Genomic DNA, 23,799 nt, shown 5'->3' with positions numbered 1-23,799 from the left:
GCATGGGGGTGCCGTCACAGCCACCCGTTATGGGTGCTGCGGAAGGCAGGGAGGGAGGTGAACGAGCGGCCCGTAGGGCCTCGATCTAGGCGTTTTCGCTGGTCAAGCGACGGTGTAGCGGTGGGGTCCCTAACCGTGGTTGGTGCTGGTCAGGGGAGGGATCTGGGGTCAGGGACCCGTCAGGGACAACTCCCTGACATCCCTGCGGGTCCCTGACCCGATCCCTGCCCTACGCGCCGTCGTCCGCGTCGTCTTCGTCGTCGCCGAAACGGTCACGCTCGGTGAGTGCCGTGGTGACGTCGTCGGCACGCACGACCTTCACGCCGTCGGACTTCACGACGTCGATGTCGTACTCGGCCAGAGCCGCTTTCAGGTCGGCGAACGTCCAGCCCTCATAGACGCTGGCGTCGTGCTCGACCAGCCGCGCCAGCACGAGCTGAGTACGCACGCGCTTGTCGTCACGCATCACCCGCGCGATGTCCGCCAGGTGATCCACCACGACCGGTGCACTCTCCACTTCGGACACCGGGGCGACGGTGCGCCCGGACTCTTCCAGCAGCGCCATAGCGCGGGCGATGACGGGGGAGACCATGTCGAGGCCGTCTTCGAACGGCACGTAGAACGACCTGACCAGCTCGAACACGTTGTCGTTGATGCCCACCGCGACACACGTTCCCCGGTCCACCTTGGTCCGCAGGTCGGTAGCGCGGATACCCGCCTTGTACTTGCCGGCGCCCAACAGACCGTCGTTGGCCACGTGGTCGGCGACGGAGAACGCGATACCGGTCGAGACGTTGCGGGTCACCTCGCGCGGGATCGACTCCTTGGTGGGCGACTGCGTGGCCAGCACGAGCACGATGCCGTACTTGCGGCCACGCTTGATCAGCCGCACCGCCAGTTCAGCGGCCTCCTTGCCGTACTTGGGGTGCATGAACAGCTCGTGCACCTCGTCAATCCAGCACGTCAGCAGGTGCAGGCCCAGAGCACGCTTGTCCGCCAGCTTGCGGGAGGTCTTGGGCGGTCGGCCGGGCTGCTCACCGAGCACCTTGCCGCGTCGTTCCATCTCCGCCAGCAGGTCACGAAGGGCCTGCAACGCCGCTTCAGCGACGGAGTCGTCCATGCCCATCGCGTAGCGCGCCAGACGCGGCCGGAACGGCTCGAAGTCGGGCGACTCACCCATGACGAACACCCAGTGCTCCGTGGACGGGTCGAGGCACGCCCCGAGCAGCAACGTCCGCATGGCGGCGGACTTGCCCTGACCAGGGCGTCCACCGATGAGCCAGTTCGACTCGAACAACATGGCGTTGATGACCGCGCCACGCTGCGTCAGGCCGAACGGCACACCCTCGAACACGTCCACCTGGCCGTCGTGCTGCAACGGCCACTCGCCGGCGCCACCACCGAGCTTGCCCTTGTCGGCCACCCACAGATCGAGGATGCCGGACTCGTCGCCCTCGGTCGGCCACGTCTCCAGCGCCGCACGCCCGAGGTTCGCCGCGAGCTTCTTCCGTTGCCCCGCAACCATGTCCGCCGTGACACCCATCGGCAGACGAACCTGCGCGTAGGTGCCGTCACCGTCCACACGCGGCATCACGGAGTACGTCAGTTGGCCGCCGTTCTTGAAGAACTTGTCCAGCGGCGCCACACCGAGGTTCGCCAGCGCGGTAGCGACCATGCGCTCGTCGATCCACGAGTCCGCGTCATCGCGTTCCGGGCGCACGAGGAACCCGGCACCCGGACCCTTGTCACGTCCCTCCCAGATGGCCGCGAGCAGGATGCCGAGTGGGGAGAACCAGAGCATCCACTTCAGCACCGCCCGCACGATGTCGAGCACGCTGTAGGTCGCGGACAGCCACGCCCACATCTGGTCACGCTCGACCGCGTGGTCCACCACCACGAGGAACAGCACGCCGGCGGCGATGATCGCCATGACCTTCAGCGCGGTCCGCAGCTTCGCCCACCGGGCCGCCGCGTCCGCCCGCAACGTCTCCTGAGCGGTCCGCCGGGCCTCGGAGTCGTTGGAGAGTCTGGCGTTACGGGCGTCGGCCCGCAGGTCGCCGTGCGTCGCCCACGTCCACCCCTTTGCCGTCCAGCGTCCGAGTCCGCGAATCGCGAACCAGGTCAGCCGTGCCGAGTCACGCGGAGCCTTACGGACCCGGTAGGCCACCACGGACCGGACACGCACGCTGACGTCCGACTCCCGCAGGATACGAACGGCCACGTCAGCAGTGCCGCGAACCCGGTCCGCCACGATGCGGCGGTCGAGTTCCGCACTCTCGTCGTCGGTGACGATCTCACCGTCGAACACCTTCGGCTCGACCTCGGCACCTGGTCGGATCGGGAGCACCTTGGCCACCGTCTCGGACCCGCTGATGGTCTCGGTCATCTCGTTCACCTCCGGTCCGGACTCGGTGTCGTGGTGCGGGTTCGTGTCGGGGGTGCTCATGCCCGCACCTCCGTCCGGGCGTCGTGCAGCAGGTGGGTCAGAGCGGCGGCGCACCCGAGCACGACCACCAGCAGCACGGAGACGAACGTGGTGATCCACCACGGCGCCGTCGTCATGCCGTCCGCCTTCATCAGGTGGTAGGCCACCTGACCGAGCGCACCGAGCACGAGCGAGCCGATGGCCGACCACTTGGCGAACGCACGAGCACCAGACGTGACGAGAGCGCCGGACAGCCACACCCGCATCGCGTACGCGGCGTAGGCCTCGACACCGAGCGGGAGCGTGATCGCAGAGTTGATGACGAAGTCATCGGCGATGCCGGGCAGCAGCCGCACCGGACCGAACCCGGTCATCTCACCGAGACCGACCCAACCACCCCAGATGGAGACGAACGCACCGAGCGCGATCACCCACAACGGCCACGACCGCACCGGCTTCACACCCGTCGACGGTGCCGCAGCCAGAGGCGTGACGTCGTTCGCCGGCGGCACCTCGACCACCGGTGCCGGGCGCTCGACCTCGGGGGACCGCTCCTGCTCCGCCGTGTCCTGCACGGCGTTCGGTGCCTCGTCAGCCTGGACGCTCTCCAGTGTCTCCGGGGCGGTGTCGGGCGTCGGCACCGAGTGCAGCAGTCGAACCGGTGCGGGCGACGTCTCGGCCGGGGAGAGGCTCTCACCCTTGACCACGGCCAGCGCGTCGGTCGCCTTCTTCGCGCCCACACCGCACTCCCGCATGACGCGGTTGCGTGCGGGGATCTTGCCCTCGGTCGCGGTGATCTCTCGGACCTTGGTCACGACGGTGTCGATGTTGGTCGGGTATGCGCTGGTCATCGCTTGCCCCCGGCGGTGTGTGCGTGCTCGGTCGTGGTGACGGTGAGAGCCCGCACGATCAGTGCGGAGGTGACGAACGCGGGCACCGACAGGGCAGCCGCGGTAACCCGCCAGTCAGCGGAGTTCGCGAGGATGAGCCACTGTCCGCCGCCGATGACGGCCGTGGTGATCAGCGTGCGCACGGTGTTGCCGCCCATGCGGCGCACCTGACGTGCCTTGGTGACGGCCTTGACCGTCTTGCGTGCGGTGACGATGACCAGCAGGACGCACAGCGCCAGGCCGATCAGCATCCACGGCTCGATCCGGTCGAGGCTCATCGCGCACCACCGGACGCGCTGTCGCTGATCACGCGGGGGAGGTGGACGTGCAGGTGCCGCACGGTGACGCGGTAGTGCATCGTCCGCAGGTCCTCGGCGGCGACCTCGGCCAGCGCGACGGAGCGGTGACGACCGCCGGCGCAGCCGAACGCGATGACGCACCGGTGCTCGGACGGGAAGGCCAGCACGAAGTCCATCACGGTGTCGAGCGTCTCGGGTGCTCCCCAGGTGTCGAGCACGACGCGGCGCACCTCGTCGTCACGGCCATCGCAGTCGAGCAGACCCGTGTTCCGCACGGCGGCGGGGTCGCTGAGGTAGCGGCGCACGTCGTAGGTGACGTCCGCTTCGGGAGCCGGTCCGCCGTCGAGGTGCAGGTAGCCGAACGTGATGATCTCGACGTCACCCACGACCGTCAGGCCGGTTTGGGCGGGAGTGGTGTTGTCGGACATGCTGATGGTCTCCTGACACATCTGATGGGTTACGGAGACCCGGGCCGGCAGACGTTCTTGGTCGGATGGGCTGCCGGTTCGGGGCGAAGCTAGACAACGGCCGTGAGCAATGCGGCAACGAACAACCAGAACCAGTGCCACGACTGGTCAAGCGCGTAGGCGCCAGTTCCTAGCGAGGGGTTGTCGTCGCGGTCGGCACGTGGGACACCGAGCCGGTAGAACTCGGTCTTACCGAGCCGCGCCACCAGTCCCGCGAGCGTGAAACGCCTGTCCGCCCAGTAGTGCGTGACAGCGGATACGGCCTGACCGACGATGAAACCCGCCAGGCTGATGGACAGGCCGAGAACCGTCCACAACAGACCGACCACCATCGCTGTGATGACGGTGTAGGACAAGACGTGAGCCGCGCAGGCAACGCGTCCGGCGTGCCCGAGCTGCCCCTTCGTAGCGGCCTGGTGGCTGGTCTGCGCCCAGTGGTCGGCCACGTTGTGAGCGACCAGCAGCGCAGGCAGGACAGCGGCGAACGTCAGCGCGGTAGACATCAGGCGGCCTCCGTCCCGAACGGCACGGACGTGACGGCCTCAACGTGCAGAACGCGCACCGTGGCACCCAGCGCACGACGCTCGATGCGGCGGAGCATCTGCGTGCGGGCGGTGCCGTCCACCAACGCGGACGTCGGGACGAACGGCAGCTCCGCCAGCTCGTCCTGAACGTCGGCGATCAGCGCGTCAATCGACGCCTTGTCCAGGCCGTCCGGGCTGTAGTTGCTGCCCTGGTCCGTCTCGTAGGTCATGTGTTCGAGCGAGTGCACGGTGTCCTCCGCTAGTCGTTGAGACGTTCAGACGTCTGAATGTCTGGAACACAAGCTAGGGCGCGGACGTTGGAGTTGTCAAGACGTCTGAACAACCTAAGATGGAGGCGTCTCTACCTCGATGAACGGGAGGCGGGCGTGGCCGCCAAGTACGACCGGATTGCTACGGACCTGCGCGAGCAGATCCTCACGGGCCAGCTTGGCCCTGGTGAACGGGTGCGGGCCGAGGAGGAGCTGGTGGGCGAGTACGGCGTCAGTCGGAACACGCTGCGCCAGGCGCTCGCTGCCCTTGAGTCGGAAGGGTTGATCGTGCGAAGGCACGGCATCGGTACGTTCGTGCGGGAGGCTCGGCAGCGAATCTGCCGGACAACGGACCGCTATCAGTGGGAAAAGGATCGAGTTCTTCTCCCGCGTGAAGAGCGTGCGTCTATCGGTGCGACGGAGCGAGACACCGGTCTCGAAATGGATGACCTCCAGTTCAGCGCCGTCTACACCGAAGAGCCAGCGTCTAAAGACCTCGCTGCCGTTTTCGGTGTCGCGCCAGGAACGAAGCTGCTGCGAAGGGTTCACACGACTCGAAAACGGGGAGAGAAAGCGCCTCTCGCCTCTGGCGTGTCCTATCTCGTGTACGACGTCGCGGCAGAGAACCCTGAACTTCTGAAGTCAGAGAATGAGCCTTGGCCCGGTGGAACCCAACACCAGTTGTCAACCATCGGTATTGAACTAGATCGCATCGTCGATCACGTTTCTTCAAGGCCGCCCACTGCTGAAGAGATCGAATTTCTCGATATCGATCCGGGTGTCTCGGTCATGGTCATGAGGAAGATATCGATCGATACGACTGATCGAGTTGTTGAAGTCTCGGATATCGTGTGGCCGGGAGATAGGATTGAGCTTCAATACACAACGAAGCTTAAGCCGTGGCCAAAGCGGAAATCGCGTCCGGGCGATGTCAATTCGATGAAATTTGGGTAAGAATGACTCTCGTATCTATCATTACGGCGGCGTACGCACCCTCCGGTCAGTTTCTTATGGAAACCGCCAAGAGTGTTGCTGCTCAGACAGTGCCGAGCGGCTGGGACATTGAGTGGATCATTCAAGAAGACGGCGAACGCCCAGCCTTGGCAGATTCATTGACGGATATTGCCAACGTGCGCTATGAGGCGAATGAGGGGCAGCTCGGTCTTGCGGTGACGCGCAACCTGGCTCTATCGCGAGCTTCAGGTGAGCTTGTGCAGGTTCTCGACCACGATGATCTGCTCCTGCCTGGAGCTATTGAGCTGCTTGTATCGCGGTTTATTGAGAATCCGATTCACTGGGCGGTCGGGCAGGCTGATGATCTGATGCCTGATGGTGAGAGGCGTAGCTACCCCTCTGCGCTCGACTTTGGCGTGGTGCCGCCAAAGGTGGTCAATGAGTGGGCAGCGGAGCGGAAAGGGAACTGGCCCGTTCACTGTGCAGGATTGATGATGAGAACGGAGTCCGTCCGTGTGCTAGGAGGATGGGCGGGCCTGCCTGCGGAAGACGATATTTCGCTGTTTGCCGCGCTGTCAGAGGTGACTAGCGGCTATTGCGAGGAAGCTGTTACTTGGCTTTACCGGCAGCATGCTGGACAAACGTTCCGCACCGAAAAGTGGAGGTCGCGTAGTGCGCGCGGTCGCCAGGTAGCGCTTCAGCGAGCGCGAGCCATGAGTAGGGCAGGCGTGCGGATCGAGGCGGTGCCGTTCGGTGACGAGGTGGCGTCAGCGGTCGAGGTAGGCGATTCAATTAAAAAGCCTCGTGAGATCTAGTGTCCTGCCGCTCCAACCTGTCTCTCCGGGGTCGGTAACTGCGGTAACTGCGGTAACCGTGCAGGTCAGACGGTTACCGCAGGAGATGTGGTTACCGATGCCTACGGAAACTGCTGCTGCCTCAGGATCTGGCCGTGGTGGAACTGCATGGCTGTAGCCGGAGGGGGTGTCTGGGCTCGGTAACTGCGGTAACTGCGGTAACCATGCAGGTCAGACGGTTACCGCAGTAGGCGTGGTTACCGATCGCTGCGGTAACCCGAACTTTTCAGCACGCGCGCCGATCTCTCTGCGGCGCGGCATTGGTACTTACCGCGGGAACTGGAGCTCGTGTTGCCGGCAAGGATGTATGTGCTGGTGAGAGCATTTCTCGATCTAAGGCGGTCGCCGCTGAACATCGTCAATGGTTCACCCCTCCGGCTACAGCGGTGAGGCGAGCGATCGGCTCCACATCGACGACGTAGTTGCCGAGCCAATCGGTAACCGAACCCCTTGCGGTAACCGTCTGACCTGCACGGTTACCGCAGTTACCGCAGTTACCGACTTCTGAAGCGCAGGAGAGCCACGGCGGCTACAGGCGTCCTGAGGCGGCCCTGACAGCGACGCTGCCGTATCAGTCCGAGAGCCCTGGTGTGGTTGGTGCGGAGTGTGCTTCTACACGCACTCCGCTAACGTCCATAGTGGACAGATTCGTCTCATTTTCCGTCTCAGTTGCCGCTCGTTCGGCACCATCCGCCAACGTTCGCGAGCGTCCGGTGAACGGTTCGGTGCGGCGTTGACCTGCATGTACGTATCTGAATGAGTTTTCCCGGACGGGCGTTCGCAGACCTCGAAAGCGTGTGAGGTGAAAGCCTCCGTGGGTTCAAATCCCACCGCCACCGCTGTTGAAGGGCCCCGGAGCGATCCGGGGCCCTTCTTGCGTCTTCAGAACCTCATCGCGTCCAGGAACTTGGCCAGCAGCCCGGCATCCCCGGTCACCTCGAGACCTTCCGCCCCACGGCGTTGGTACAGCGCCGGCACGACGTCCATGACCGGTCCGCGCACCGTCACCGACCACTTCTCCTCGATCCCGGTGACCAGCAGCGAAGCCTCGGAGACGATGATGGCCAGGCGTTCCTGGTAGCTCAATGACCCATGGTCAAAAACGTACGTGCTCCAGGACCAGCGAGAGCAGGTCCGCGTTCCCGAACACCTCCAGCCCGTCGAGCGACCGCCGCCGATAGACAGCCAGCACGAGGTCGACGACGGGTCCGCGCAACGCCACGTCGGCCTTCGCGTGCCCCTCCTCGACCACCGGCGTGGGTCCGGTGAGATCGATCACGAACTCCGCCTCGACGTCCGTAGCGTGCAGGTGCACGGTTCCGGAACCGACAAGAGGCGCGGTCTCCTCAGGCCACCGCTGGAACGCGTAGGGCAGTGCGAGGCCGGTCCACTCGCGCAGCGTGTCCTGGGCGAGCTCCGGGTCCAGCGCGTACGGCAGCCCCAGGGCGTTGACCACGTCCCACCTGTGGATCACGGTCTCGTGCGTCATGCGGCGCGACCACACGCGCGGGCCGGGGAAGCCGCCCAGCGGCGCGATCATCTCGTCCGGGTCGACCTCCCTGAGCACCTCCGCGAGCGAGGCGGCGCCCTCCCGCAGCCACGGGATCAGCACGGACGGGGACTCACCCACATACGACGACAGCAGCTGTGCGCCGTTGCGGGAGAAGTCGATCTCCGGCAGCCTGTCGCGGAGCATCGAGTCTGCCCAGCGGTGTGCGTGGCCTACGTGCCGGAGCAGTTGGTTGAGGGTCCAGTCTGGAGCCGATGGGACCTGAATGCCCAGGTCAGCGTCGTCCAGGGAGGCGACCAGCAGTTCGGTCTGGTTGATGATCTCGGCGCAGCGGCGCTCGTAGCTCGGAATCCCCACGTACCAAATGTAGGGACGCCGGCCGGTGCCTGGGAGGGGCCCACGGGCCGGCGTTCCGAAATGGAGCATACACCATGATCGAACACTTGTTCGAGTGATCATTGATGGGCCAACCGGTTAACCGTTAGTAACAACGGCTACCAAAGCTCACTCGATCGGGGAAAGATGCGTCGGTCCGCCGCATCCCCTGGAGGAAGTTTTGAGACCCACCCTGCCCGTCGTCGGGACAGCGGTGGCGGCACTCGTGCTCGCCGCCGTCCCCGCCGTCGCCGCACCCAGCACAGACGCGTTGATCTCCGAGGTCTACGGAGGCGGCGGCAACTCCGGCGCCACCCTCAAGCAGGACTTCGTCGAGCTCGCGAACAAGGGCACCACCTCGATCGCGCTCGACGGCTTCAGCGTCCAGTACATCTCGGCGACCCCCGGCGCGAGCACGCAGTGGGGCGTCACCCCGCTGACCGGTTCGATCGCGCCCGGCAAGACGTTCCTCGTCGCGCAGGCCAAGGGCACCGGCGGCACCGTCGACCTGCCGGCCCCGGACGCCACCGGCACGATCGCCATGAGCGCCACCGGCGGCACCATCGCGCTGGTCAACGGCACCGCGGCGCTGACGTGCAAGACGGCGGCCGACTGCGCCGCCGACACGCGGGTCAAGGACCTCGTCGGCTTCGGCACGGCCGTGGTGCGCGAGGCCACCGCGACGAACGCGCTGAGCAACACCACCTCGGCGTCGCGCAAGACGGGTCTCCCCGACACGGACGACAACTCCGCGGACTTCACCGTCGGCGACCCCACCCCGACCAACTCCAAGGGCGAGACCCCGGGCGGCGGCGACCCGGATCCCGACCCGGAGGACCCCACCCCCGGCGACAAGCGCATCCACGACGTCCAGGGCGTCACGCGCATCTCGCCGCTCGTCGGCCAGAAGGTCACCAACGTCCCCGGCGTCGTCACCGGCACGCGCGCCACGGGTGACCGCGGCTTCTGGATCCAGGACACGGCCCCGGACAACGACCCGCGCACCAGCGAGGGCGTCTTCGTCTACACGGCGGGCAGCGCGCCGACTGTGGCCGTCGGCGACAGCGTGGTGGTCAGCGGCACGATCGCCGAGTACCGGCCGGGTGGTGAGACGGGCTCCAACCAGACCCTCACCGAGATCACCGCGCCGACCACGATCACGGTCTCCAAGGGCAACCCCGTCCCGGCGCCGGTCGTCGTGAAGAACATCCCGACCGGCTACCTGCCCGCTCCGGGTGGCAGCATCGAGCAGCTCCCGCTGGAGCCCGCGAAGTACGGCCTCGACTACTTCGAGTCGCTCGAGGGCACGCTCGTCCAGGTCGACGACGCCCGCGTCGTGGGCCCGAGCAACACGTTCGGCGAGGTCTGGGTGACGGTCAACCCCGACCAGAACCGCAACCTGCGCGGCGGCACCACCTACACCAGCTACGACCAGGCCAACAGCGGCCGCCTGAAGATCAAGACCGCGGGTACGCTGCCCGCCTCGAACGTCGGTGACGTGTTCGCCGGCGCGACCGTCGGCGCCATCGAGTACACGAACTTCGGCGGCTACACGCTGGCGGCGCTGAACCTCGGCACCCACGCGTCGTCCAACCTGCAGCGCGAGATCACCGCGCAGCAGAAGGAGTCCGAGCTCTCGGTCGCGACCTACAACGTCGAGAACCTCGACCCGTCCGACCCGCAGGAGAAGTTCGACCGGCTCGCGGACGGCGTCACGACGAACCTGCGCAGCCCGGACGTCGTTGTGCTGGAAGAGATCCAGGACAACAACGGCGCGACCAACGACGGTGTCGTCGCGGCGGACCAGACGCTGCAGAAGTTCTCCGACACGATCGTCGCCAAGGGCGGCCCGCGCTACCAGTGGCGGCAGATCGACCCGGAGAACCTCAAGGACGGCGGCGAGCCCGGCGGCAACATCCGCGTCGGCTTCTTCTTCAACCCGCAGCGAGTGTCCTTCGTGGACCGTCCCGGCGGCGACTTCAAGACGCCCGTCCAGGTCGTGAAGAAGAACGGCCGCGCGGCGCTTTCCGTGTCACCGGGCCGGATCGACCCGCTCAACGACGCGTGGGCCAGCAGCCGCAAGCCGCTCGCCGGCGAGTTCAAGTTCCGCGGCCGCACGGTCTTCGTCGTCGCGAACCACTTCAACTCCAAGGGCGGCGACGAGGCGATCCACGGCCGCAACCAGCCGCCGAACCGCTCGTCCGAGGTGCAGCGCGCCAAGCAGGCCGCGGCGTTGAAGACGTTCACGGAACAGATCCGCGCGATCGACAAGGGTGCCAACGTGGTGCTCGCGGGCGACCTGAACGACTACCAGTTCTCGCCCGCCGTCAAGGCCCTCACCGGCGACGGCAACCTCAAGGCGCTGATCGACACGCTGCCCGTGAACGAGCGGTACAGCTACGTCTTCGAGGGCAACTCGCAGACGCTCGACCACCTCGTGATGAGCAAGAACATCACGCGCTTCAGCTACGACGTGGTCCACATCAACGCCGAGTTCGCCGACCAGGCGAGCGACCACGACCCGCAGATCGTCCGCGCCCGCCCGTCCACGGGTGACGCGAACGTCGACAGGATCGTGTTCGCGCTGGAAGACATTCTCGACTGCCTGAAGAAGTAACCGCTGCTACTGCTGCCGTCGCCGCGTCATCCACCCGATGCGGCGGCGGCAGCTGCCGTTGCGGCACCCACGCCGGCCTGGATCGCCTCGATCGCCCTGCGCACGGCGTCGCCCGCCCAGTTGCCGGCGGCGATGTCCTTGGCGCGCTTGTTCATGTCGCGCTTGTCGCCCTCGACCACCTTGTGCACGGAATTCACCGCGTACAGCAGCGTGATCAACGACCCGGTGCGCGCATCCACGCCTCGGTAGCCGTGCGCGACCTCGGCGACTGCCTTGCGCACGTCGTTCTGCGCAGCCTCTTTGGTGATCACGTAGCTCTTCGCCGGGAAGATCCCCATCACCTTCCGCGGCTCCACCCGCAGGACGCCACGGCTCTCCAACTGCGCGCCCACGTTGTCCCGCAACTGCTTCCGGATGCGCTCGACCGCGCGCTGCGGCTTCATCGGCTTGTCCAACCGCGTCACCGACTCCTGCAGCACCGGGTCCTTCAGCGGTGTCGGATCGACGACCTGGAGCTTCTTGCCGTTGGGATCGAACGCGACGCGGCCCGAGTTCGTCAGCTCGATGAGCACGGCACCGGCGAGCGCGTTCTCCACCGACGACGAGTCGGCGCGCAGTTTTCCGTTCTGTTCGTTGATGAACAACAGCATCAGGTCTTCGTGCAGCATCAGCGCGAACCTCCAAACGAAGCGGCCGTCATCGACGAGGCCACTATCCCCCACGACGTCGCTCTGGATGCCGTGTCCAATGTCAGAGCCACGGCCTCAGCGGCCCAGTCGCCGTCGGCGATGTCCCTGGCCCGCGCGTTGATCGGTTCGTAGAGCCGGATCAGTGACTCCTGCAGGAGTTCGTTCTGCAGCGGCGCCGGGTCCACGACGGCGGGCTTCACGCCGTCGGCATCGAACGCCACCCACCCGGAGTTGACCAACTCCAGCAGCATCAGGTCTTCGGGCAGCATGCCCCCACAACGCGCGAAGGGCGCCGAACGTTGAAGTTCGGCGCCCTTCGTAGCGAGAGCGGAGGATACGGGATTTGAACCCGTGAGGGGGTGAACCCAACACGATTTCCAGTCGTGCGCACTAGGCCGCTATGCGAATCCTCCGTCGAGAACCTTACCGGACGGGTGTTCCGGGGCCCAAAACGGGGGTCGCCGAAAAAAGTTCGGAGCCCGTGTCGATCTGGCGCCCGCCCGCTCGTCGTGATCCCGTAACACCGGACCGAGGAGGGCAATCGTGAAGTACATGCTGTTGATCTACGCGGCCTCTGACCAGCAGGCGAGCTGCACCGTCCAGGACTGGATCGCCTACGAGAAGGAGATGAAGGACGCGGGCGTCCTCGTCTCCGGCCACTCGCTGGCCGACCTGGTCACGGCGACCACCGTCCAGGTGGGACAGGACGGGAAGCGCACCGTCACAGACGGGCCGTTCGCCGAGACCCGCGAGGTGCTGGGCGGCTACGACATCATCGACGTGCCGGACCTCGACGCCGCGCTGGAGTGGGCCGCGAAGTGTCCCGGCTCGCGCGACGGCGGGGCCGTCGTCGTCCGGCCGATCGCCGAGTTCGACTTCTGAGTCCGATGAACGTCGAGCAGGTGTTCCGGGAGGAACGCGGCAGGCTGCTCGCCACCCTGGTCAAGCGGTTCGGTGACCTCGACCTGGCAGAGGAGGTCACCTCCGACGCGATCGAGGCGGCGCTGAAGCACTGGCCGGTGGACGGGGTGCCGGACCGGCCCGGCGCGTGGTTGCTCACGACCGCGCGCCGCAAGGCCGTCGACCGCCTGCGCCGCGACCAGGTCCACGCGGCGCGGCTGGCGTTGCTGCAGGTGGAGGTCGACCGGGCCGATCCGCCCGCGACCGACCCGATGCCGGACGAGCGGCTGGAGCTGTTCTTCACGTGCGCGCACCCCGCGTTGCCCGAGGAGGACAGGGGAGCGCTGACGTTGCGCTGCCTGGCCGGTTTCACGACGCCGGAGGTCGCGCGGGCCTACCTGGTCCCGGTCCCGACCATGCAGCAACGGATCGTGCGCGCGAAGAAGAAGATCAAGGAGGCGCGCATCCCGTTCCGCGTGCCGGATCCCCACGAGCTGCCGGAACGCCTGCCGGGCGTGCTGCAGGCCGTCTACTCGATCTTCACCGAGGGGTACGCGGCCCAGCGCGCCGATCTCGCGGAGGAGGCGATCAGGCTCGCCAGGATCCTGCACCGGCTGCTGCCCGAACGCGAGGTCACGGGGCTGCTCGCGTTGATGCTGCTGATCCACACCCGCCGCGACGCCCGCGCCGAACTGCTGGAGGACCAGGACCGCGCGCTCTGGGACCGCGACCTGATCGACGAGGGCAGCGCGCTCGCGGAACGGGCGCTGACCGGCGGACACGGTCCGTACGGGGTCCAGGCGGCGATCAACGCGCTGCACGACGAGGCGCCGGACTTCGCGAGCACCGACTGGCCGCAGATCGTCGCGCTCTACGACGTGCTCGCGAAGCTCAGCCCGTCCCCGGTGGTCGCGCTGAACAGGGCCGCCGCGATCGCGATGCGCGACGGGGCGGCGGCCGGGCTCGCGTTGCTCGACGAACTCGCCGGCGTGCCCAAGCTCCGCGACTACCACCCGTACCGGGCGGCTCGCGCGGACCTGCTGCACCGCCTGGGCCGTGACGACGAGGCCGCCCAGGCCTACCGCGAGGCCATCGCGCTCGCGGGCACCGAATCCGAACAGGACTTCCTGCGCCGCAGGCTGGCCGTCATCGAGGCGCGATCATGATCATGAAGTGGCTGGAGGCGGAACGGCTGAGCGTCGCCGACCTCCTCGACGACCTGACCGACGACGAGTGGCGGCGCGAGACCCTCTGCACCGGCTGGACCATGCAGGAGATGGCCGCGCACCTGACCACGTCGACGCGCACCGGCTGGCGGGACGTGCTCACCGGCGTGGTGAAGGCGGGCTTCGACTGGGAGCGCATGGAGGACGACAAGGCCCGTGCGATCGCGGCGAAGTTCACTCGATCGGAGTTGATCGCACAGATCCGCGAGACAGCCGGCTCACCGAAGCGTGCGCCCATGGCCGCGCCGATCGATCCGTTGGTCGACTTCCTCGTGCACGGTCAGGACATCGCGCGGCCGTTGGGACGCGTCCGGAAGATGCCGCTCGAACCGGCCCAGGCCGCGTTGGAGCACGTGTTGAAGAGTCCGTTCTGGGGTGCGCGCAAGCGTTTCCGCGAGTCGGGAGTCCCCGACCTGCCCGCCCCTGAACTGCTGATGCTGGCGACGGGACGCAAGTTGTCCACAGCTGGGGACAACCCGGTGGACAACTCGAACACACGTTCGATCTAGAGCCTGAGGGCCTGGGCGGTCTTCTTGTCGCCGGCCTTCCGCCTGTCCGGGAACTCCCTGATTTCGGCGGCGAGGAGGTTCGCGTACCCGAGTTCGGCCGCGTCCTCGTCGCACGTCGATCAGTGTGTGCCCGGTTGTCCACAGCTGGGGACAACGCTGTGGGCAACTCGAACGTTTGTTCGATCAAGACCCTTCGCTACACTTGCGTCGGACCTCGTGCGGCACACATCTCGCGAACCTCCCCAGGGCCGGAAGGCAGCAAGGATAAGCGGGCTCTGGTGGGTGCACGGGGTCCCCTTTTTGTGTCGGTGGCCACCGGTACTGTTCCGGGCGTGGCGCTCGCTCTGTATCGCAAGTACCGTCCGGCCACGTTCTCCGAGGTCGTTGGCCAGGAGCACGTGACCGATCCGCTGCGCGTCGCTCTGTCGGCAGGCCGGGTGAACCACGCGTACCTGTTCAGCGGCCCTCGCGGCTGCGGCAAGACGTCGTCGGCCCGCATCCTCGCCCGCTCGCTGAACTGCGTGAAGGGCCCGACGCCCGACCCGTGCGGCGAGTGCAACAGCTGCATCGGCCTCGCACCGAACGGCACCGGCAGCGTCGACGTCGTGGAACTGGACGCGGCCTCGCACGGCGGCGTGGAAGACGCCCGTGACCTCCGTGACAAGGCCTTCTACGCCCCGGCGGAGTCCAAGTACCGCGTCTTCATCATCGACGAGGCGCACATGGTCACCACGCAGGGCTTCAACGCCCTGCTGAAGATCGTGGAGGAGCCTCCAGAGCACCTGATCTTCATCTTCGCGACGACCGAGCCGGACAAGGTCCTCCCGACCATCCGCTCGCGCACGCACCACTACCCGTTCCGCCTGATCCCGCCCGGCGTGATGCGCTCACTGCTGGAACGCAACTGCGCCGCGGAAGGCGTGGCCGTAGAACCCTCCGTCTTCCCGCTGGTGATCCGCGCGGGCGGCGGCTCGGCCCGTGACACCCAGTCCGTCATGGACCAGCTCCTCTCCGGCGCGGGCTCGGACGGCGTCAAGTACGAGCGGGCCATCTCACTTCTGGGCGTCACCGACTCGGCCCTGATCAACGACGTGGTCGACGGCCTCTCCGCAGGCGACGGCGCCGCCGTCTACGGCACCATCGACCGCCTCGTGGACGCGGGCCACGACCCCCGCCGCTTCGCCTCGGACCTCCTGGACCGCCTCCGCGACCTGGTCCTGCTCTGCGCGGTCCCGGACGCGGCAGAACGCAACCTGGTCAGCGCCCCGGACGACGAAGTGGCCATCATGTCGGCCCAGGCAGAACGAATCGGCCCGGCAGCCCTGACCCGCTACGCCGAGATCGTCCACGCCGGCCTGGTCGACATGCGCGGAGCCACCGCCCCCCGCCTCCTGCTGGAACTCCTCGTCTCCCGCATGCTCCTGCCGTCGGTGAGCCAGTCGGAAGCCGCCCTCCTCCAACGCCTGGAACAGCTGGAACGCCGCCCCCCGGCAGCGATCGCAGCGCCCTCGGGCGAAGCCGCCGTTCCCGCAGGCGCCCCGGTCTTCACTCGCAGGTCCCAGCAACCGGCAGAGCCCGCCGAGCCCGAGCAGCCAAGGCAACAGGAACCCCCTCGAGCGGCTCCGGTTCAGGCTCAGCCCGCAGCCGCGGCCCCCACTCCGGCACCGGCCGCGGTAGCCGCGCCCACTCCGACGCCGACCCCGGTTCCCGCTGTGGCACCGCCCGCGCCCGCAGCCCCGGCACCCGTCGCACCGCCGCAGCCCGCAGCCTCAACGGCCGGCGGCACCATGGACGCGACGGCGGTCCGCCGAATCTGGTCCGAACTGCTCGCCGCGGTCCGCGCGACCAGCCGAAGCACCGAGGCGATGCTGACCAACGCCATGGTCAGCGAGGTGGACGGCAACGTGGTCACGATCACCCACACCTCGGCCCCCCTGGCCCGCCGCCTGGCCGAGTCCCGCAACACCGAGGCCATCGCCACGGCCCTGTCCTCAGTCCTGGGCGGCACCTGGCAGGTCCGCTGCACCCACGGCACCCCAGGCGCAGCCGCACAACAGTCAACCCCGGCCAAGGCGGCCCGCCCGGCCCCCACCCGCCCAAGCCAGGCGCAGAACCAACAGTCCCGCCCCCAACCAGAACCACAGCAGAGCCAGGCCCCCCGCCCACCGGTGGACGACGTCCCACCCCCGCCGGAGCCCCCGGAGCCCGACGACCCGCTCCCGCCGGAACCGGACGACGAAGAAGCAATGCTGGCCGAGGCCGCGCGCCCGGTGGATCCAGGCACGGTGAACGAGCTCCAGGCCAAGGACCCGGAGTCGGTACTGCTCCAACTCCTGGCAGACGAACTGGGCGCCCGCCCGCTGAAGAAGGCCTAGCCACCAAGCGATTGGTTCGCGGTCAGCTGGTGGCGTCTGCAAGTACCACCAACTCAAGATCATCAGGCGTGTAACTACATCCAACCGGCCGGCCGGCTGCGGCAGCCAAGGGTCGCCGACCTGCGAGTTGGGTGGGGTTGGCGGCGATCTGATCAAGAGTTGGTGGTACTTGCAGACGCCGACCAGGCCGCGGGCGTAGCCGGGGCCGACCCACAGAACCCCTGCACCGCACCCCCCGTACGCTGGACCACAACAAGAAAAGCCCCACCGAGAGGACCAGCGGTGCAACCCGGTCAGTTCGACATGCAGGCCCTGCTCCAGCAGGCCCAGAACATGCAGCAGCAGATGGCAGAAGCCCAGCAGCAGCTGGCCGAAACGCAGGTCACCGGCAACGCGGGCAACGGTCTCGTCACCGCGACGGTCACCGGCGGCGGCGAGCTGGTCAACCTGACCATCGACCCCAAGGTCGTGGACCCGGAGGACGTCGAGACCCTCCAGGACCTGGTGATCACGGCGATCAAGAACGCCAACGCCAGCGCCCAGGCACTCGTGGAGCAGAAGCTCGGCCCGCTCGCTCAGGGCGGCCTCGGCGGATTGCTCGGCTAAGAGATGTACGAGGGCCCGGTACAGGACCTGATCGACGAACTGGGCAGGCTCCCGGGCGTCGGCCCCAAGAGCGCGCAGCGCATCGCCTTCCACCTTCTCGCCACGGAGCCCGCTGACATCGAGCGGCTTCAGCAGGCGTTGCAGAAGGTCAAGGAGGGCGTGGTCTTCTGCGACGTCTGCGGCAACGTGTCGGCTGAGACGCGGTGCCGCATCTGCCGCGACCCGAAGCGGGACCTGGCGCTGGTCTGCGTGGTCGAGGAGCCCAAGGACGTCCAGGCGATCGAGCGCACCAGGGAGTTCAGGGGCCGCTACCACGTCCTGGGTGGCGCGCTCGATCCGCTCAGTGGCGTCGGGCCTGACCAGCTCCGGATCCGGCAGTTGCTCAACCGGATCGGCACGGCGACGGACGGGGTCGACATCTCCGAGGTCATCATCGCCACGGACCCGAACACCGAGGGCGAGGCCACGGCCACGTACCTGGTGCGGATGCTCAGGGACTTCCCGGGGCTCTCCGTCACGCGGCTCGCCAGCGGCCTGCCGATGGGCGGCGACCTGGAGTTCGCGGACGAGCTGACGCTGGGGCGTGCGCTATCTGGTCGCCGGAGCATGTAGCAACGGCTCCACCGCGGCTGGGCGGCACTCGCCTGGTCGCGGTGGACGGTCCGTCGGGCGCGGGCAAATCCACGTTCGCGAAACAACTCGCGCGACAACTGAACGCCCAGCTCATCAGCACCGACCACTTCGCCACGTGGGACGACCCGACGACGAAGTGGTGGCCACGGTTGCAGCAAGCGCTGACAGAGGTGCAGAACGGCCGAGAAGGCCGCTACCGGAAAACCGACTGGTCCCAAGGCTTTCCGTGCATCGGAGAAGGCGACGAGGTCGTCATCGCTCCACAAGGGACGATCATCCTGGAAGGCTTCTCCTCAGCCAGGAAAGCGAACACCCGACTGAGCCTGGCCGTCTTCGTGGACCACGAAGACGAACGAGCCAGGCTGGAACGCGCGGTGAAACGCGACGGCGAGCACCAAAGACAGCACTTCATCCGTTGGCAGCAGTACGAAAGAGGCTGGTTCGCGGTCGACGAGACCAGGGCCAGAGCTGACTACGTTGTCACGTCGAGCAACTGAGCCTGGACGACGGAAGCCTCTGGCGTTCCGATCGCGCTGAACACCTCCAGCGACGAAGACCAGTGCGACCGGGCGGAATCCGAGTCACCCAACACAAAAGACGCGTCGCCGGCCAGTTGCAGCGCACGGCCGAACACCCAGCGGTGCCCGGAGTCCGAGCCGACCGACGCGGCCCGCAGCGCGCATTCCAACGCGCCGGCGGCATCCGAGGTGTCGAGGTGGGTCCGTCCGATGACGAGCAGCACCTCCATCTCGGCCAGGCGGAACTGCGATCGGCCCGCCTCGACCAAAGCGGCGGTGGCCGTCGCCAACGCTTCCTCGTAACGGCCGACCGCACGGTACGAGGACGCCAGGCCACGTCGTGCCGAGCAGATGCCCCACGAGTAGCCGGTCTCCACCCCGATGGCCAGCGCGGACGAGAACTGCTCCAGTGCCTCCTCGTAACGACCGCCGCCCTCCAACGCGCGGCCGAGCAGGTTCTGCGCGTCGCAGACGCTCTTGACGTTCTCCAGTTCCTGCGCGATCTGCATGGCGGCGGAGGCCTCGACAGCGGCTTCCTCGTAGCGGCCGCGCATGATCAGCGTGATGGCCATGCCCTCGTGCATGGTGTGGCCGAAGTTTCGGGCGGCCGCACGTTCGTACAGCTCACGTGCGCGCACGAAGTAGTCCTCGCCGAGGTCCGGCTTGCCGCGCCACGCCTGCACCTCGCCGAGCGCGCGCATCGAGTTCGCCTGCAGGATCCACGAGTCGAGGCGCTTGCCGTCCGCCAGCGCCTCCTCGAACGTCGACGCGGCGCGGTCGAGCTGGCCGAGCTGCATGTACACGCCGCCGAGGTTGAACAGGGCGTTCGCGAGCACCTGCGGCGCGCGCACCCGGCGGGCGATCACCAGCGCGCGTTCGAGGTGGTCGGCGGCGTGTTCGAGTTCGCCGAGGTCGATGTAGACGCTGCCGGCGTTGGACAGCACGGCGGCCTCGGCCTGGGGCAGGTCGATGTGTTCCTGCAGAGCGATGGCCTGCTGGTAGTAGCCCAGGGCGTTCCGGTGCTGCCCGGTCACCCAGTACAGCGTGCCCAGCGACGACAGCATCGCGAGCTGGCCGAGTTCGTCCCGCGGTGCGCGCGCTCCCAGGAGCCCGGCCCTCGCGGTCTCGCGCCACTCGGCGGTGAGGCTCTGCGTGTAGAAGTAGCCGCGCAGGGCGTCCGCCAGCTGCCACGGCGAGTTCTCCGGGTCGCGTTCCACGGCGTGCGCCACCAGGGCGACCAGGTTCGCCCGTTCGACGTCCAGCCAGGTCAGGGCTTCGGTCGACGTGCTGAACGTCCGCGGCACCACGCTGTCCACCGGGGCGGGACGCGGGAAGCGGAACAGCGTCGACTTCATCGCGGACGTGGCGTTGTCGACCGAGCGCACCGCCCAGTCCAGCAGCCGCCGCAACGACAGACGCGAGTCGGCGCGGCCTTCCTCGAACGCCAGGCGCTCGGCCGCGTAGTCGCGCAGCAGGTCGTGGAACTGGTAGCGGGACGGCGCGTGGTTCGAGATCAGGTTCGCGGTGGCCAGGCGGTCGAGTCGGCGCCGAGCGTCCTGAGTGGTCAGTCCTGACAACGCGGCCGCCATCTCCGGCGTGAAGTCGGTACCGGGCACCAGGGACAGCAATCGGAACATCTGCGCGAGCTCGGGCTTCAACGCCGCGTAGGAGAGGTCGAACGCCGCGTGCACCGCGACCCGTTCGTCGCCCTCGACGGCCAGCGCGGCGAGCCGGTTGCCCGCCCGCAGCTCCTCCACGTAGTCCGCGATGGACAGCTCCGGACGCGACACGAGGTTCGCGGCCGCGATACGCAAAGCCAATGGCAGATGCGCGCACAGGGCCGCCAGCTCCAGGGCCGCGTCCTCTTGGGACGCCATCTCGTCCGCGCCCAGAATGCCCGCGAGGAGTGACTTCGTCTCGTGCCAGTCGAGCACGTCGAGCCGCACGTTCGACGCCGCGTGCGAGACGGCCAGGCCGCGCAACGTGTCGCGCGAGGTCACCAGCACCGCGCACCCCGGCGAACCCGGCAGCAGCGGACGGATCTGCTCGGCGGAGGAAGCGTTGTCCAGCAGCAGCAGAACGTGCTGACCGGTCAGCGTGGACCGGAACATCGCCTCCTGCTCGTCCTGGTCCAGCGGCACCTGGTCAGGTTCGGTCCCGAGCGCACGAAGGAACCGGGGCAGCACGTCCACCGCGCTCAACGGCGGTCCGGGGGCGTATCCGCGCAGGTTGACGTACAGCTGGCCGTCCGGGAAGTCGGCGCGCATCCGGTGCGCCGCGTGCACGGCCAACGCCGTCTTGCCCACGCCCGGCGGCCCGGCCAGCGTGACGACCGGCACACCCTGCGCGGTCCGCAGCAGCGCCACGATCAGCGACACGGCCTCGTCGCGGCCGACGAAATCGGGGATGTCCGCGGGCAACTGCGACGGCACGACCCGTTCCGGCTTCGTGGCGACCACCGGGGTGCCTGAGGGAACCCGAGCCACCGGGTCGATCGACCCGGACAGCACCTGGCTGTGCACGCGCCGCAGTTCGTCACCGGGGTCGATGCCCAGCTCGTCGCCCAGCAACCGCGAAACGCGCTGGTAGGCGGCGAGGGCCTCGCTCTGCCGGCCGGAGCGGTACAGCGCCACCATCAGCTGCGACCAGAACCGTTCGCGCAGCGGATGTTCGCTGGTCAGCTGGGACAGCTCCGCGACGAGCTCGCCGTGCCTGCCCAGTTCGAGATCGACCTCGACACGGCGTTCCAGCACGTGCAGGCGGCGTTCGTCGAGCCGCGGCACCTCGTCGCGGTGCAGGATCTCCGACGGCACGTCGACCAGGGCCGGACCTCGCCAGAGCCCCAGCGCGGCGGCGAACGCGGCCGAGGCGGCCTGCAGGTTCCCGGCGGCGCGCTCCTGCTCGCCCTGTTCGATCAGGGGTTCGAAGCGCATCAGGTCGATCGTCTTCTCGTCGACGTCGATCAGGTATCCGTCGGGCACGGTCCTGATCGGAACGGACGGTCCGAGCAGCTGTCTGAGACGCATCACATAGGTCTGAAGAGTCGCGCGTGCACGTGCGGGTGGATCTTCACCCCAGACGTTCGCGGCGAGTTCGTCCACCGAGACCGACGTGCCGGCACGCAGCAACAGCGACACCAGCAACGCGCGCTGTCTACCGGCCCTGACCAGCAGTGGTTCGGTGTCGAGGAGGACCTGGAGGGGGCCGAGCACGCGGAACTCGACCAGCTTGCTCATGCGACCTCCTCCGCGTGTCGTTGTTGTTTCTACAGCCTAGGAGAGTCCCTGACGCATCTGCAGTGCTCACGTTGGGTCAGCGGCCGTGCGCCGGACGTATCAGAATGCCTGGTCTAGTGGCCGGATCGTGACCTGAGATGCCCCGGAGGGGGTATGTACAACGGTTATGGTCGGCGACCACACCGTGAGATGTGCGGATTGTCCAAGGGGTGTTTGATGGTCCACTCAGTAACGGCTCGCCGCCGTTGGGTTGCCGTGATCGGCTTTCTCAGCGTCAGCGCGCTGGCCCTGTCCGGTTGCGCGCAATCCCAGCGCGACTCAGGCGGCGGCGGCAAGGAAGGCGGGACGCTGACTTTCGGCGCCGCCGGTGCGCCGAAGCTCTTCGACCCGTTCTACGCGACCGACGGTGAGACCTTCCGGGTCTCCCGCCAGATGTTCGAGGGTCTGGTCGGCTTCAAGCCGGGTACCGCCGAGGTCGAGCCCGCGCTGGCTGAGAAGTACGAGCCGAGCGCAGACGGCAAGACGTGGACCTTCACCCTCAAGGAGGGCGTGAAGTTCCACGACGGTACGGACTTCAACGCCGAGGCCGTGTGCTTCAACTTCAACCGCTGGTACAACCAGAAGGGCGCCGGCACGTCCGACGCCGTCTCCCAGTACTGGCTGGACAACTTCGGCGGCTTCGCGAGCACGCCGGACAAGCCCTCGCTGTTCAAGGCCTGCACGGCCAAGGACGCCAAGACCGCCGTGGTCGAGCTGAACGAGGTCACCTCGCAGTTCCCGTCGGTCCTCGGCTTCACGTCGTTCTCCATCTCCAGCCCCGACGCGCTGAAGAAGTACGACGCGGACAACGTCCAGGCCGCCGGTGACGCGTTCACCTTCCCGGCCTACGCGAACGAGCACCCGACCGGCACGGGCCCGTTCAAGTTCGGCAAGTACGACAAGGCCAACAACACCGTGGAGCTCGTGAAGAACGACGCCTACCACGGCACGAAGGCCAAGCTGGACAAGATCGTCTTCAAGATCATCCCGGACGAGACCGCCCGCAAGCAGGCGCTCAAGGCCGGCGACATCGACGGCTACGACCTGCCGAACGCGGCGGACTGGGCCGGTCTGAAGACCGACGGCTTCAACGTCGCGATCCGTCCCGCGTTCAACGTGTTCTACCTGGGCATCAACCAGAAGAACAACCCGAAGCTCGCCGACCTGAAGGTCCGTCAGGCCCTGATGTACGCGATCAACCGCGAGCAGCTGGTCAAGTCGCAGCTGCCCGAGGGCGCCAAGGTCGCGACGCAGTTCATGCCGGACACCGTCAACGGCTACAACAAGGACCTCAAGGCCGTCGCGTACGACGCCGCCAAGGCGAAGTCGCTGCTGGCCGAGGCCGGTGCCTCCGACCTGACGCTGAAGTTCTACTGGCCGTCCGAGGTCACGCGTCCGTACATGCCGTCCCCGAAGGACCTGTTCGGCGCGATCTCCGGTGACCTGCAGGCCGCCGGCATCAAGATCGAGGTCGTCACCAAGCCGTGGAACGGCGGTTACCTGACCGACGTCGACAGCAGCATCCCGGACCTGTTCCTCCTGGGCTGGACCGGCGACAACGGCACGGCGCACAACTGGGTCGGCACGTTCTTCGGCCGCACCGACAACCGCTTCAACACCGGTGTGTCGCCGTGGGGCGCCACGCTCGCCGCGGACCTGGCCAAGGCCAACTCCGAGCCGAACGAGGCCAACCGCACGAAGCTGTACGAAGAGATCAACAAGAAGATCATGGAGGAGTACCTCCCCGCGATCCCGATCTCGCACTCCCCGCCCGCTCTGGTGTTCAAGTCGGACATCAAGGGTGTCGTCCCGAGCCCGTTGACCGACGAGAAGTTCGGCCCGGCCTCCAAGGGCTGAGCTGACTAGCTCCCACCACAAGAGAAC

22 protein-coding genes, 1 tRNA gene and 1 other RNA gene are annotated in these 23,799 nt (G+C 67.4%); 12 read left to right on the top strand and 12 right to left on the bottom strand.

Features of this window, described 5'->3' with window-relative positions:
- Window positions 1–229: 229 nt before the first annotated feature.
- The 6 genes from ACIRG5_RS11225 to ACIRG5_RS11200 all read right to left on the bottom strand — a co-directional run bounded on the left by ACIRG5_RS11225 (window position 230) and on the right by ACIRG5_RS11200 (window position 4,853).
- A complete protein-coding gene (locus ACIRG5_RS11225) occupies window positions 230–2,446 on the bottom strand; it encodes an FtsK/SpoIIIE domain-containing protein (protein WP_402903471.1) in 2,217 nt (738 codons plus the stop codon).
- Window positions 2,443–3,276 carry an ABC transporter permease gene (locus tag ACIRG5_RS11220; RefSeq protein ID WP_402903469.1) on the bottom strand — a complete coding sequence of 278 codons (834 nt, stop codon included), beginning with the start codon at window positions 3,274–3,276 and terminating at the stop codon, window positions 2,443–2,445. The genes ACIRG5_RS11225 and ACIRG5_RS11220 overlap by 4 nt, the downstream gene beginning before the upstream one ends.
- Window positions 3,273–3,593, bottom strand: coding sequence for a hypothetical protein (locus ACIRG5_RS11215; RefSeq protein ID WP_402903466.1), 321 nt, complete (start codon window positions 3,591–3,593; stop codon window positions 3,273–3,275). Before ACIRG5_RS11215 ends, ACIRG5_RS11220 begins: the two co-directional genes overlap by 4 nt.
- Window positions 3,590–4,042: a hypothetical protein gene (locus ACIRG5_RS11210; RefSeq protein ID WP_402903463.1), complete on the bottom strand. Its 453-nt coding sequence runs from the start codon at window positions 4,040–4,042 to the stop codon at window positions 3,590–3,592. Before ACIRG5_RS11210 ends, ACIRG5_RS11215 begins: the two co-directional genes overlap by 4 nt.
- An 89-nt stretch (window positions 4,043–4,131) precedes the next feature.
- Entirely contained in the window at window positions 4,132–4,584 is a 453-nt protein-coding gene (locus tag ACIRG5_RS11205) for a DUF3307 domain-containing protein (protein WP_402903461.1), read from the bottom strand.
- Window positions 4,584–4,853, bottom strand: a complete 270-nt coding sequence (locus ACIRG5_RS11200) for a hypothetical protein (protein ID WP_402903458.1) — start codon at window positions 4,851–4,853, stop codon at window positions 4,584–4,586. The genes ACIRG5_RS11205 and ACIRG5_RS11200 overlap by 1 nt, the downstream gene beginning before the upstream one ends.
- 138 nt (window positions 4,854–4,991) lie before the next feature.
- On the opposite strand from ACIRG5_RS11200, the gene ACIRG5_RS11195 reads away from it, so the two are divergent.
- Entirely contained in the window at window positions 4,992–5,828 is an 837-nt protein-coding gene (locus tag ACIRG5_RS11195; RefSeq protein WP_402903455.1) for a GntR family transcriptional regulator, read from the top strand.
- Window positions 5,774–6,643, top strand: coding sequence for a glycosyltransferase family 2 protein (locus ACIRG5_RS11190; RefSeq protein WP_402903452.1), 870 nt, complete (start codon window positions 5,774–5,776; stop codon window positions 6,641–6,643). The genes ACIRG5_RS11195 and ACIRG5_RS11190 overlap by 55 nt, the downstream gene beginning before the upstream one ends.
- Before the next feature lie 921 nt (window positions 6,644–7,564).
- Here the strand turns inward: ACIRG5_RS11190 and ACIRG5_RS11185 are convergent.
- Together ACIRG5_RS11185 and ACIRG5_RS11180 are read right to left on the bottom strand one after the other, a co-directional pair.
- On the bottom strand, window positions 7,565–7,768 hold the full coding sequence (locus ACIRG5_RS11185; protein ID WP_402903449.1) for a hypothetical protein: 204 nt from the start codon (window positions 7,766–7,768) through the stop codon (window positions 7,565–7,567).
- A 10-nt stretch (window positions 7,769–7,778) separates the two neighbouring features.
- Window positions 7,779–8,549 (bottom strand): maleylpyruvate isomerase family mycothiol-dependent enzyme, encoded by a 771-nt coding sequence (locus ACIRG5_RS11180; protein WP_402903447.1) that lies wholly within the window; start codon window positions 8,547–8,549, stop codon window positions 7,779–7,781.
- A 199-nt stretch (window positions 8,550–8,748) separates the two neighbouring features.
- Here ACIRG5_RS11180 and ACIRG5_RS11175 point away from each other — a divergent pair, with 199 nt between their 5' ends.
- Window positions 8,749–11,184 (top strand): endonuclease/exonuclease/phosphatase family protein, encoded by a 2,436-nt coding sequence (locus ACIRG5_RS11175; RefSeq protein WP_402903445.1) that lies wholly within the window; start codon window positions 8,749–8,751, stop codon window positions 11,182–11,184.
- A gap of 26 nt (window positions 11,185–11,210) precedes the next feature.
- On the opposite strand, the gene ACIRG5_RS11170 is transcribed toward ACIRG5_RS11175, so the two are convergent.
- The 3 genes from ACIRG5_RS11170 to ACIRG5_RS11160 form a co-directional block, all read right to left on the bottom strand.
- Window positions 11,211–11,852: a GPP34 family phosphoprotein gene (locus tag ACIRG5_RS11170; protein ID WP_402903442.1), complete on the bottom strand. Its 642-nt coding sequence runs from the start codon at window positions 11,850–11,852 to the stop codon at window positions 11,211–11,213.
- On the bottom strand, window positions 11,852–12,142 hold the full coding sequence (locus ACIRG5_RS11165) for a hypothetical protein (RefSeq protein WP_402903439.1): 291 nt from the start codon (window positions 12,140–12,142) through the stop codon (window positions 11,852–11,854). Before ACIRG5_RS11165 ends, ACIRG5_RS11170 begins: the two co-directional genes overlap by 1 nt.
- A gap of 59 nt (window positions 12,143–12,201) precedes the next feature.
- Window positions 12,202–12,286 (bottom strand) — tRNA-Ser (locus ACIRG5_RS11160).
- A gap of 130 nt (window positions 12,287–12,416) precedes the next feature.
- Between ACIRG5_RS11160 and ACIRG5_RS11155 the strand changes: the two genes are divergently transcribed.
- The 8 genes from ACIRG5_RS11155 to ACIRG5_RS11120 all read left to right on the top strand — a co-directional run bounded on the left by ACIRG5_RS11155 (window position 12,417) and on the right by ACIRG5_RS11120 (window position 18,619).
- Window positions 12,417–12,755: a YciI family protein gene (locus ACIRG5_RS11155; RefSeq protein WP_319976132.1), complete on the top strand. Its 339-nt coding sequence runs from the start codon at window positions 12,417–12,419 to the stop codon at window positions 12,753–12,755.
- Between the two features lie 5 nt (window positions 12,756–12,760).
- On the top strand, window positions 12,761–13,939 hold the full coding sequence (locus tag ACIRG5_RS11150; RefSeq protein ID WP_402903436.1) for an RNA polymerase sigma factor: 1,179 nt from the start codon (window positions 12,761–12,763) through the stop codon (window positions 13,937–13,939).
- On the top strand, window positions 13,936–14,508 hold the full coding sequence (locus tag ACIRG5_RS11145; protein WP_402903433.1) for a maleylpyruvate isomerase family mycothiol-dependent enzyme: 573 nt from the start codon (window positions 13,936–13,938) through the stop codon (window positions 14,506–14,508). The genes ACIRG5_RS11150 and ACIRG5_RS11145 overlap by 4 nt, the downstream gene beginning before the upstream one ends.
- Before the next feature lie 205 nt (window positions 14,509–14,713).
- Window positions 14,714–14,810, top strand: an RNA gene (ffs, locus tag ACIRG5_RS11140) — signal recognition particle sRNA small type.
- Between the two features lie 30 nt (window positions 14,811–14,840).
- A complete protein-coding gene (locus ACIRG5_RS11135; protein ID WP_402903431.1) occupies window positions 14,841–16,883 on the top strand; it encodes a DNA polymerase III subunit gamma and tau in 2,043 nt (680 codons plus the stop codon).
- Window positions 16,884–17,186: 303 nt separating this feature from the next.
- Window positions 17,187–17,489: a YbaB/EbfC family nucleoid-associated protein gene (locus ACIRG5_RS11130; protein ID WP_319976127.1), complete on the top strand. Its 303-nt coding sequence runs from the start codon at window positions 17,187–17,189 to the stop codon at window positions 17,487–17,489.
- 3 nt (window positions 17,490–17,492) lie between these two features.
- On the top strand, window positions 17,493–18,101 hold the full coding sequence (gene recR, locus ACIRG5_RS11125) for a recombination mediator RecR (RefSeq protein ID WP_330271580.1): 609 nt from the start codon (window positions 17,493–17,495) through the stop codon (window positions 18,099–18,101).
- A 41-nt stretch (window positions 18,102–18,142) separates the two neighbouring features.
- Window positions 18,143–18,619, top strand: a complete 477-nt coding sequence (locus ACIRG5_RS11120; RefSeq protein WP_402903428.1) for a uridine kinase — start codon at window positions 18,143–18,145, stop codon at window positions 18,617–18,619.
- Here ACIRG5_RS11120 and ACIRG5_RS11115 read toward each other — a convergent pair.
- Window positions 18,595–21,876 carry an AfsR/SARP family transcriptional regulator gene (locus ACIRG5_RS11115; RefSeq protein ID WP_402903425.1) on the bottom strand — a complete coding sequence of 1,094 codons (3,282 nt, stop codon included), beginning with the start codon at window positions 21,874–21,876 and terminating at the stop codon, window positions 18,595–18,597. The two genes, ACIRG5_RS11120 and ACIRG5_RS11115, sit on opposite strands and share 25 nt — an antisense overlap.
- Window positions 21,877–22,092: 216 nt before the next feature.
- Here ACIRG5_RS11115 and ACIRG5_RS11110 point away from each other — a divergent pair, with 216 nt between their 5' ends.
- Window positions 22,093–23,772, top strand: a complete 1,680-nt coding sequence (locus ACIRG5_RS11110) for an ABC transporter substrate-binding protein (protein WP_402903423.1) — start codon at window positions 22,093–22,095, stop codon at window positions 23,770–23,772.
- Window positions 23,773–23,799 lie beyond the last annotated feature (27 nt).

This window comes from Lentzea sp. NPDC102401 (assembly GCF_044765805.1).
GTDB classification, from domain to species: Bacteria; Actinomycetota; Actinomycetes; order Mycobacteriales; family Pseudonocardiaceae; genus Lentzea; species Lentzea sokolovensis.
Note: the sequence above shows the minus strand (reverse complement) of the source record. Positions and strands in the feature narration are given on the sequence as shown.

What these genes read in the sequence shown, in the direction of transcription:
- ACIRG5_RS11225 (WP_402903471.1), bottom strand. Translation starts at nt 2,446, where the DNA reads ATGAGCACCCCCGACACGAACCCGCACCACGACACCGAGTCCGGACCG.
- ACIRG5_RS11220 (WP_402903469.1), bottom strand. Translation starts at nt 3,276, where the DNA reads ATGACCAGCGCATACCCGACCAACATCGACACCGTCGTGACCAAGGTC.
- ACIRG5_RS11215 (WP_402903466.1), bottom strand. Translation starts at nt 3,593, where the DNA reads ATGAGCCTCGACCGGATCGAGCCGTGGATGCTGATCGGCCTGGCGCTG.
- ACIRG5_RS11210 (WP_402903463.1), bottom strand. Translation starts at nt 4,042, where the DNA reads ATGTCCGACAACACCACTCCCGCCCAAACCGGCCTGACGGTCGTGGGT.
- ACIRG5_RS11205 (WP_402903461.1), bottom strand. Translation starts at nt 4,584, where the DNA reads ATGTCTACCGCGCTGACGTTCGCCGCTGTCCTGCCTGCGCTGCTGGTC.
- ACIRG5_RS11170 (WP_402903442.1), bottom strand. Translation starts at nt 11,852, where the DNA reads ATGCTGCACGAAGACCTGATGCTGTTGTTCATCAACGAACAGAACGGA.
- ACIRG5_RS11165 (WP_402903439.1), bottom strand. Translation starts at nt 12,142, where the DNA reads ATGCTGCCCGAAGACCTGATGCTGCTGGAGTTGGTCAACTCCGGGTGG.
- ACIRG5_RS11150 (WP_402903436.1), top strand. Translation starts at nt 12,761, where the DNA reads ATGAACGTCGAGCAGGTGTTCCGGGAGGAACGCGGCAGGCTGCTCGCC.
- ACIRG5_RS11145 (WP_402903433.1), top strand. Translation starts at nt 13,936, where the DNA reads ATGATCATGAAGTGGCTGGAGGCGGAACGGCTGAGCGTCGCCGACCTC.
- ACIRG5_RS11130 (WP_319976127.1), top strand. Translation starts at nt 17,187, where the DNA reads ATGCAGGCCCTGCTCCAGCAGGCCCAGAACATGCAGCAGCAGATGGCA.
- recR (WP_330271580.1), top strand. Translation starts at nt 17,493, where the DNA reads ATGTACGAGGGCCCGGTACAGGACCTGATCGACGAACTGGGCAGGCTC.
- ACIRG5_RS11115 (WP_402903425.1), bottom strand. Translation starts at nt 21,876, where the DNA reads ATGAGCAAGCTGGTCGAGTTCCGCGTGCTCGGCCCCCTCCAGGTCCTC.
- ACIRG5_RS11110 (WP_402903423.1), top strand. Translation starts at nt 22,093, where the DNA reads ATGGTCCACTCAGTAACGGCTCGCCGCCGTTGGGTTGCCGTGATCGGC.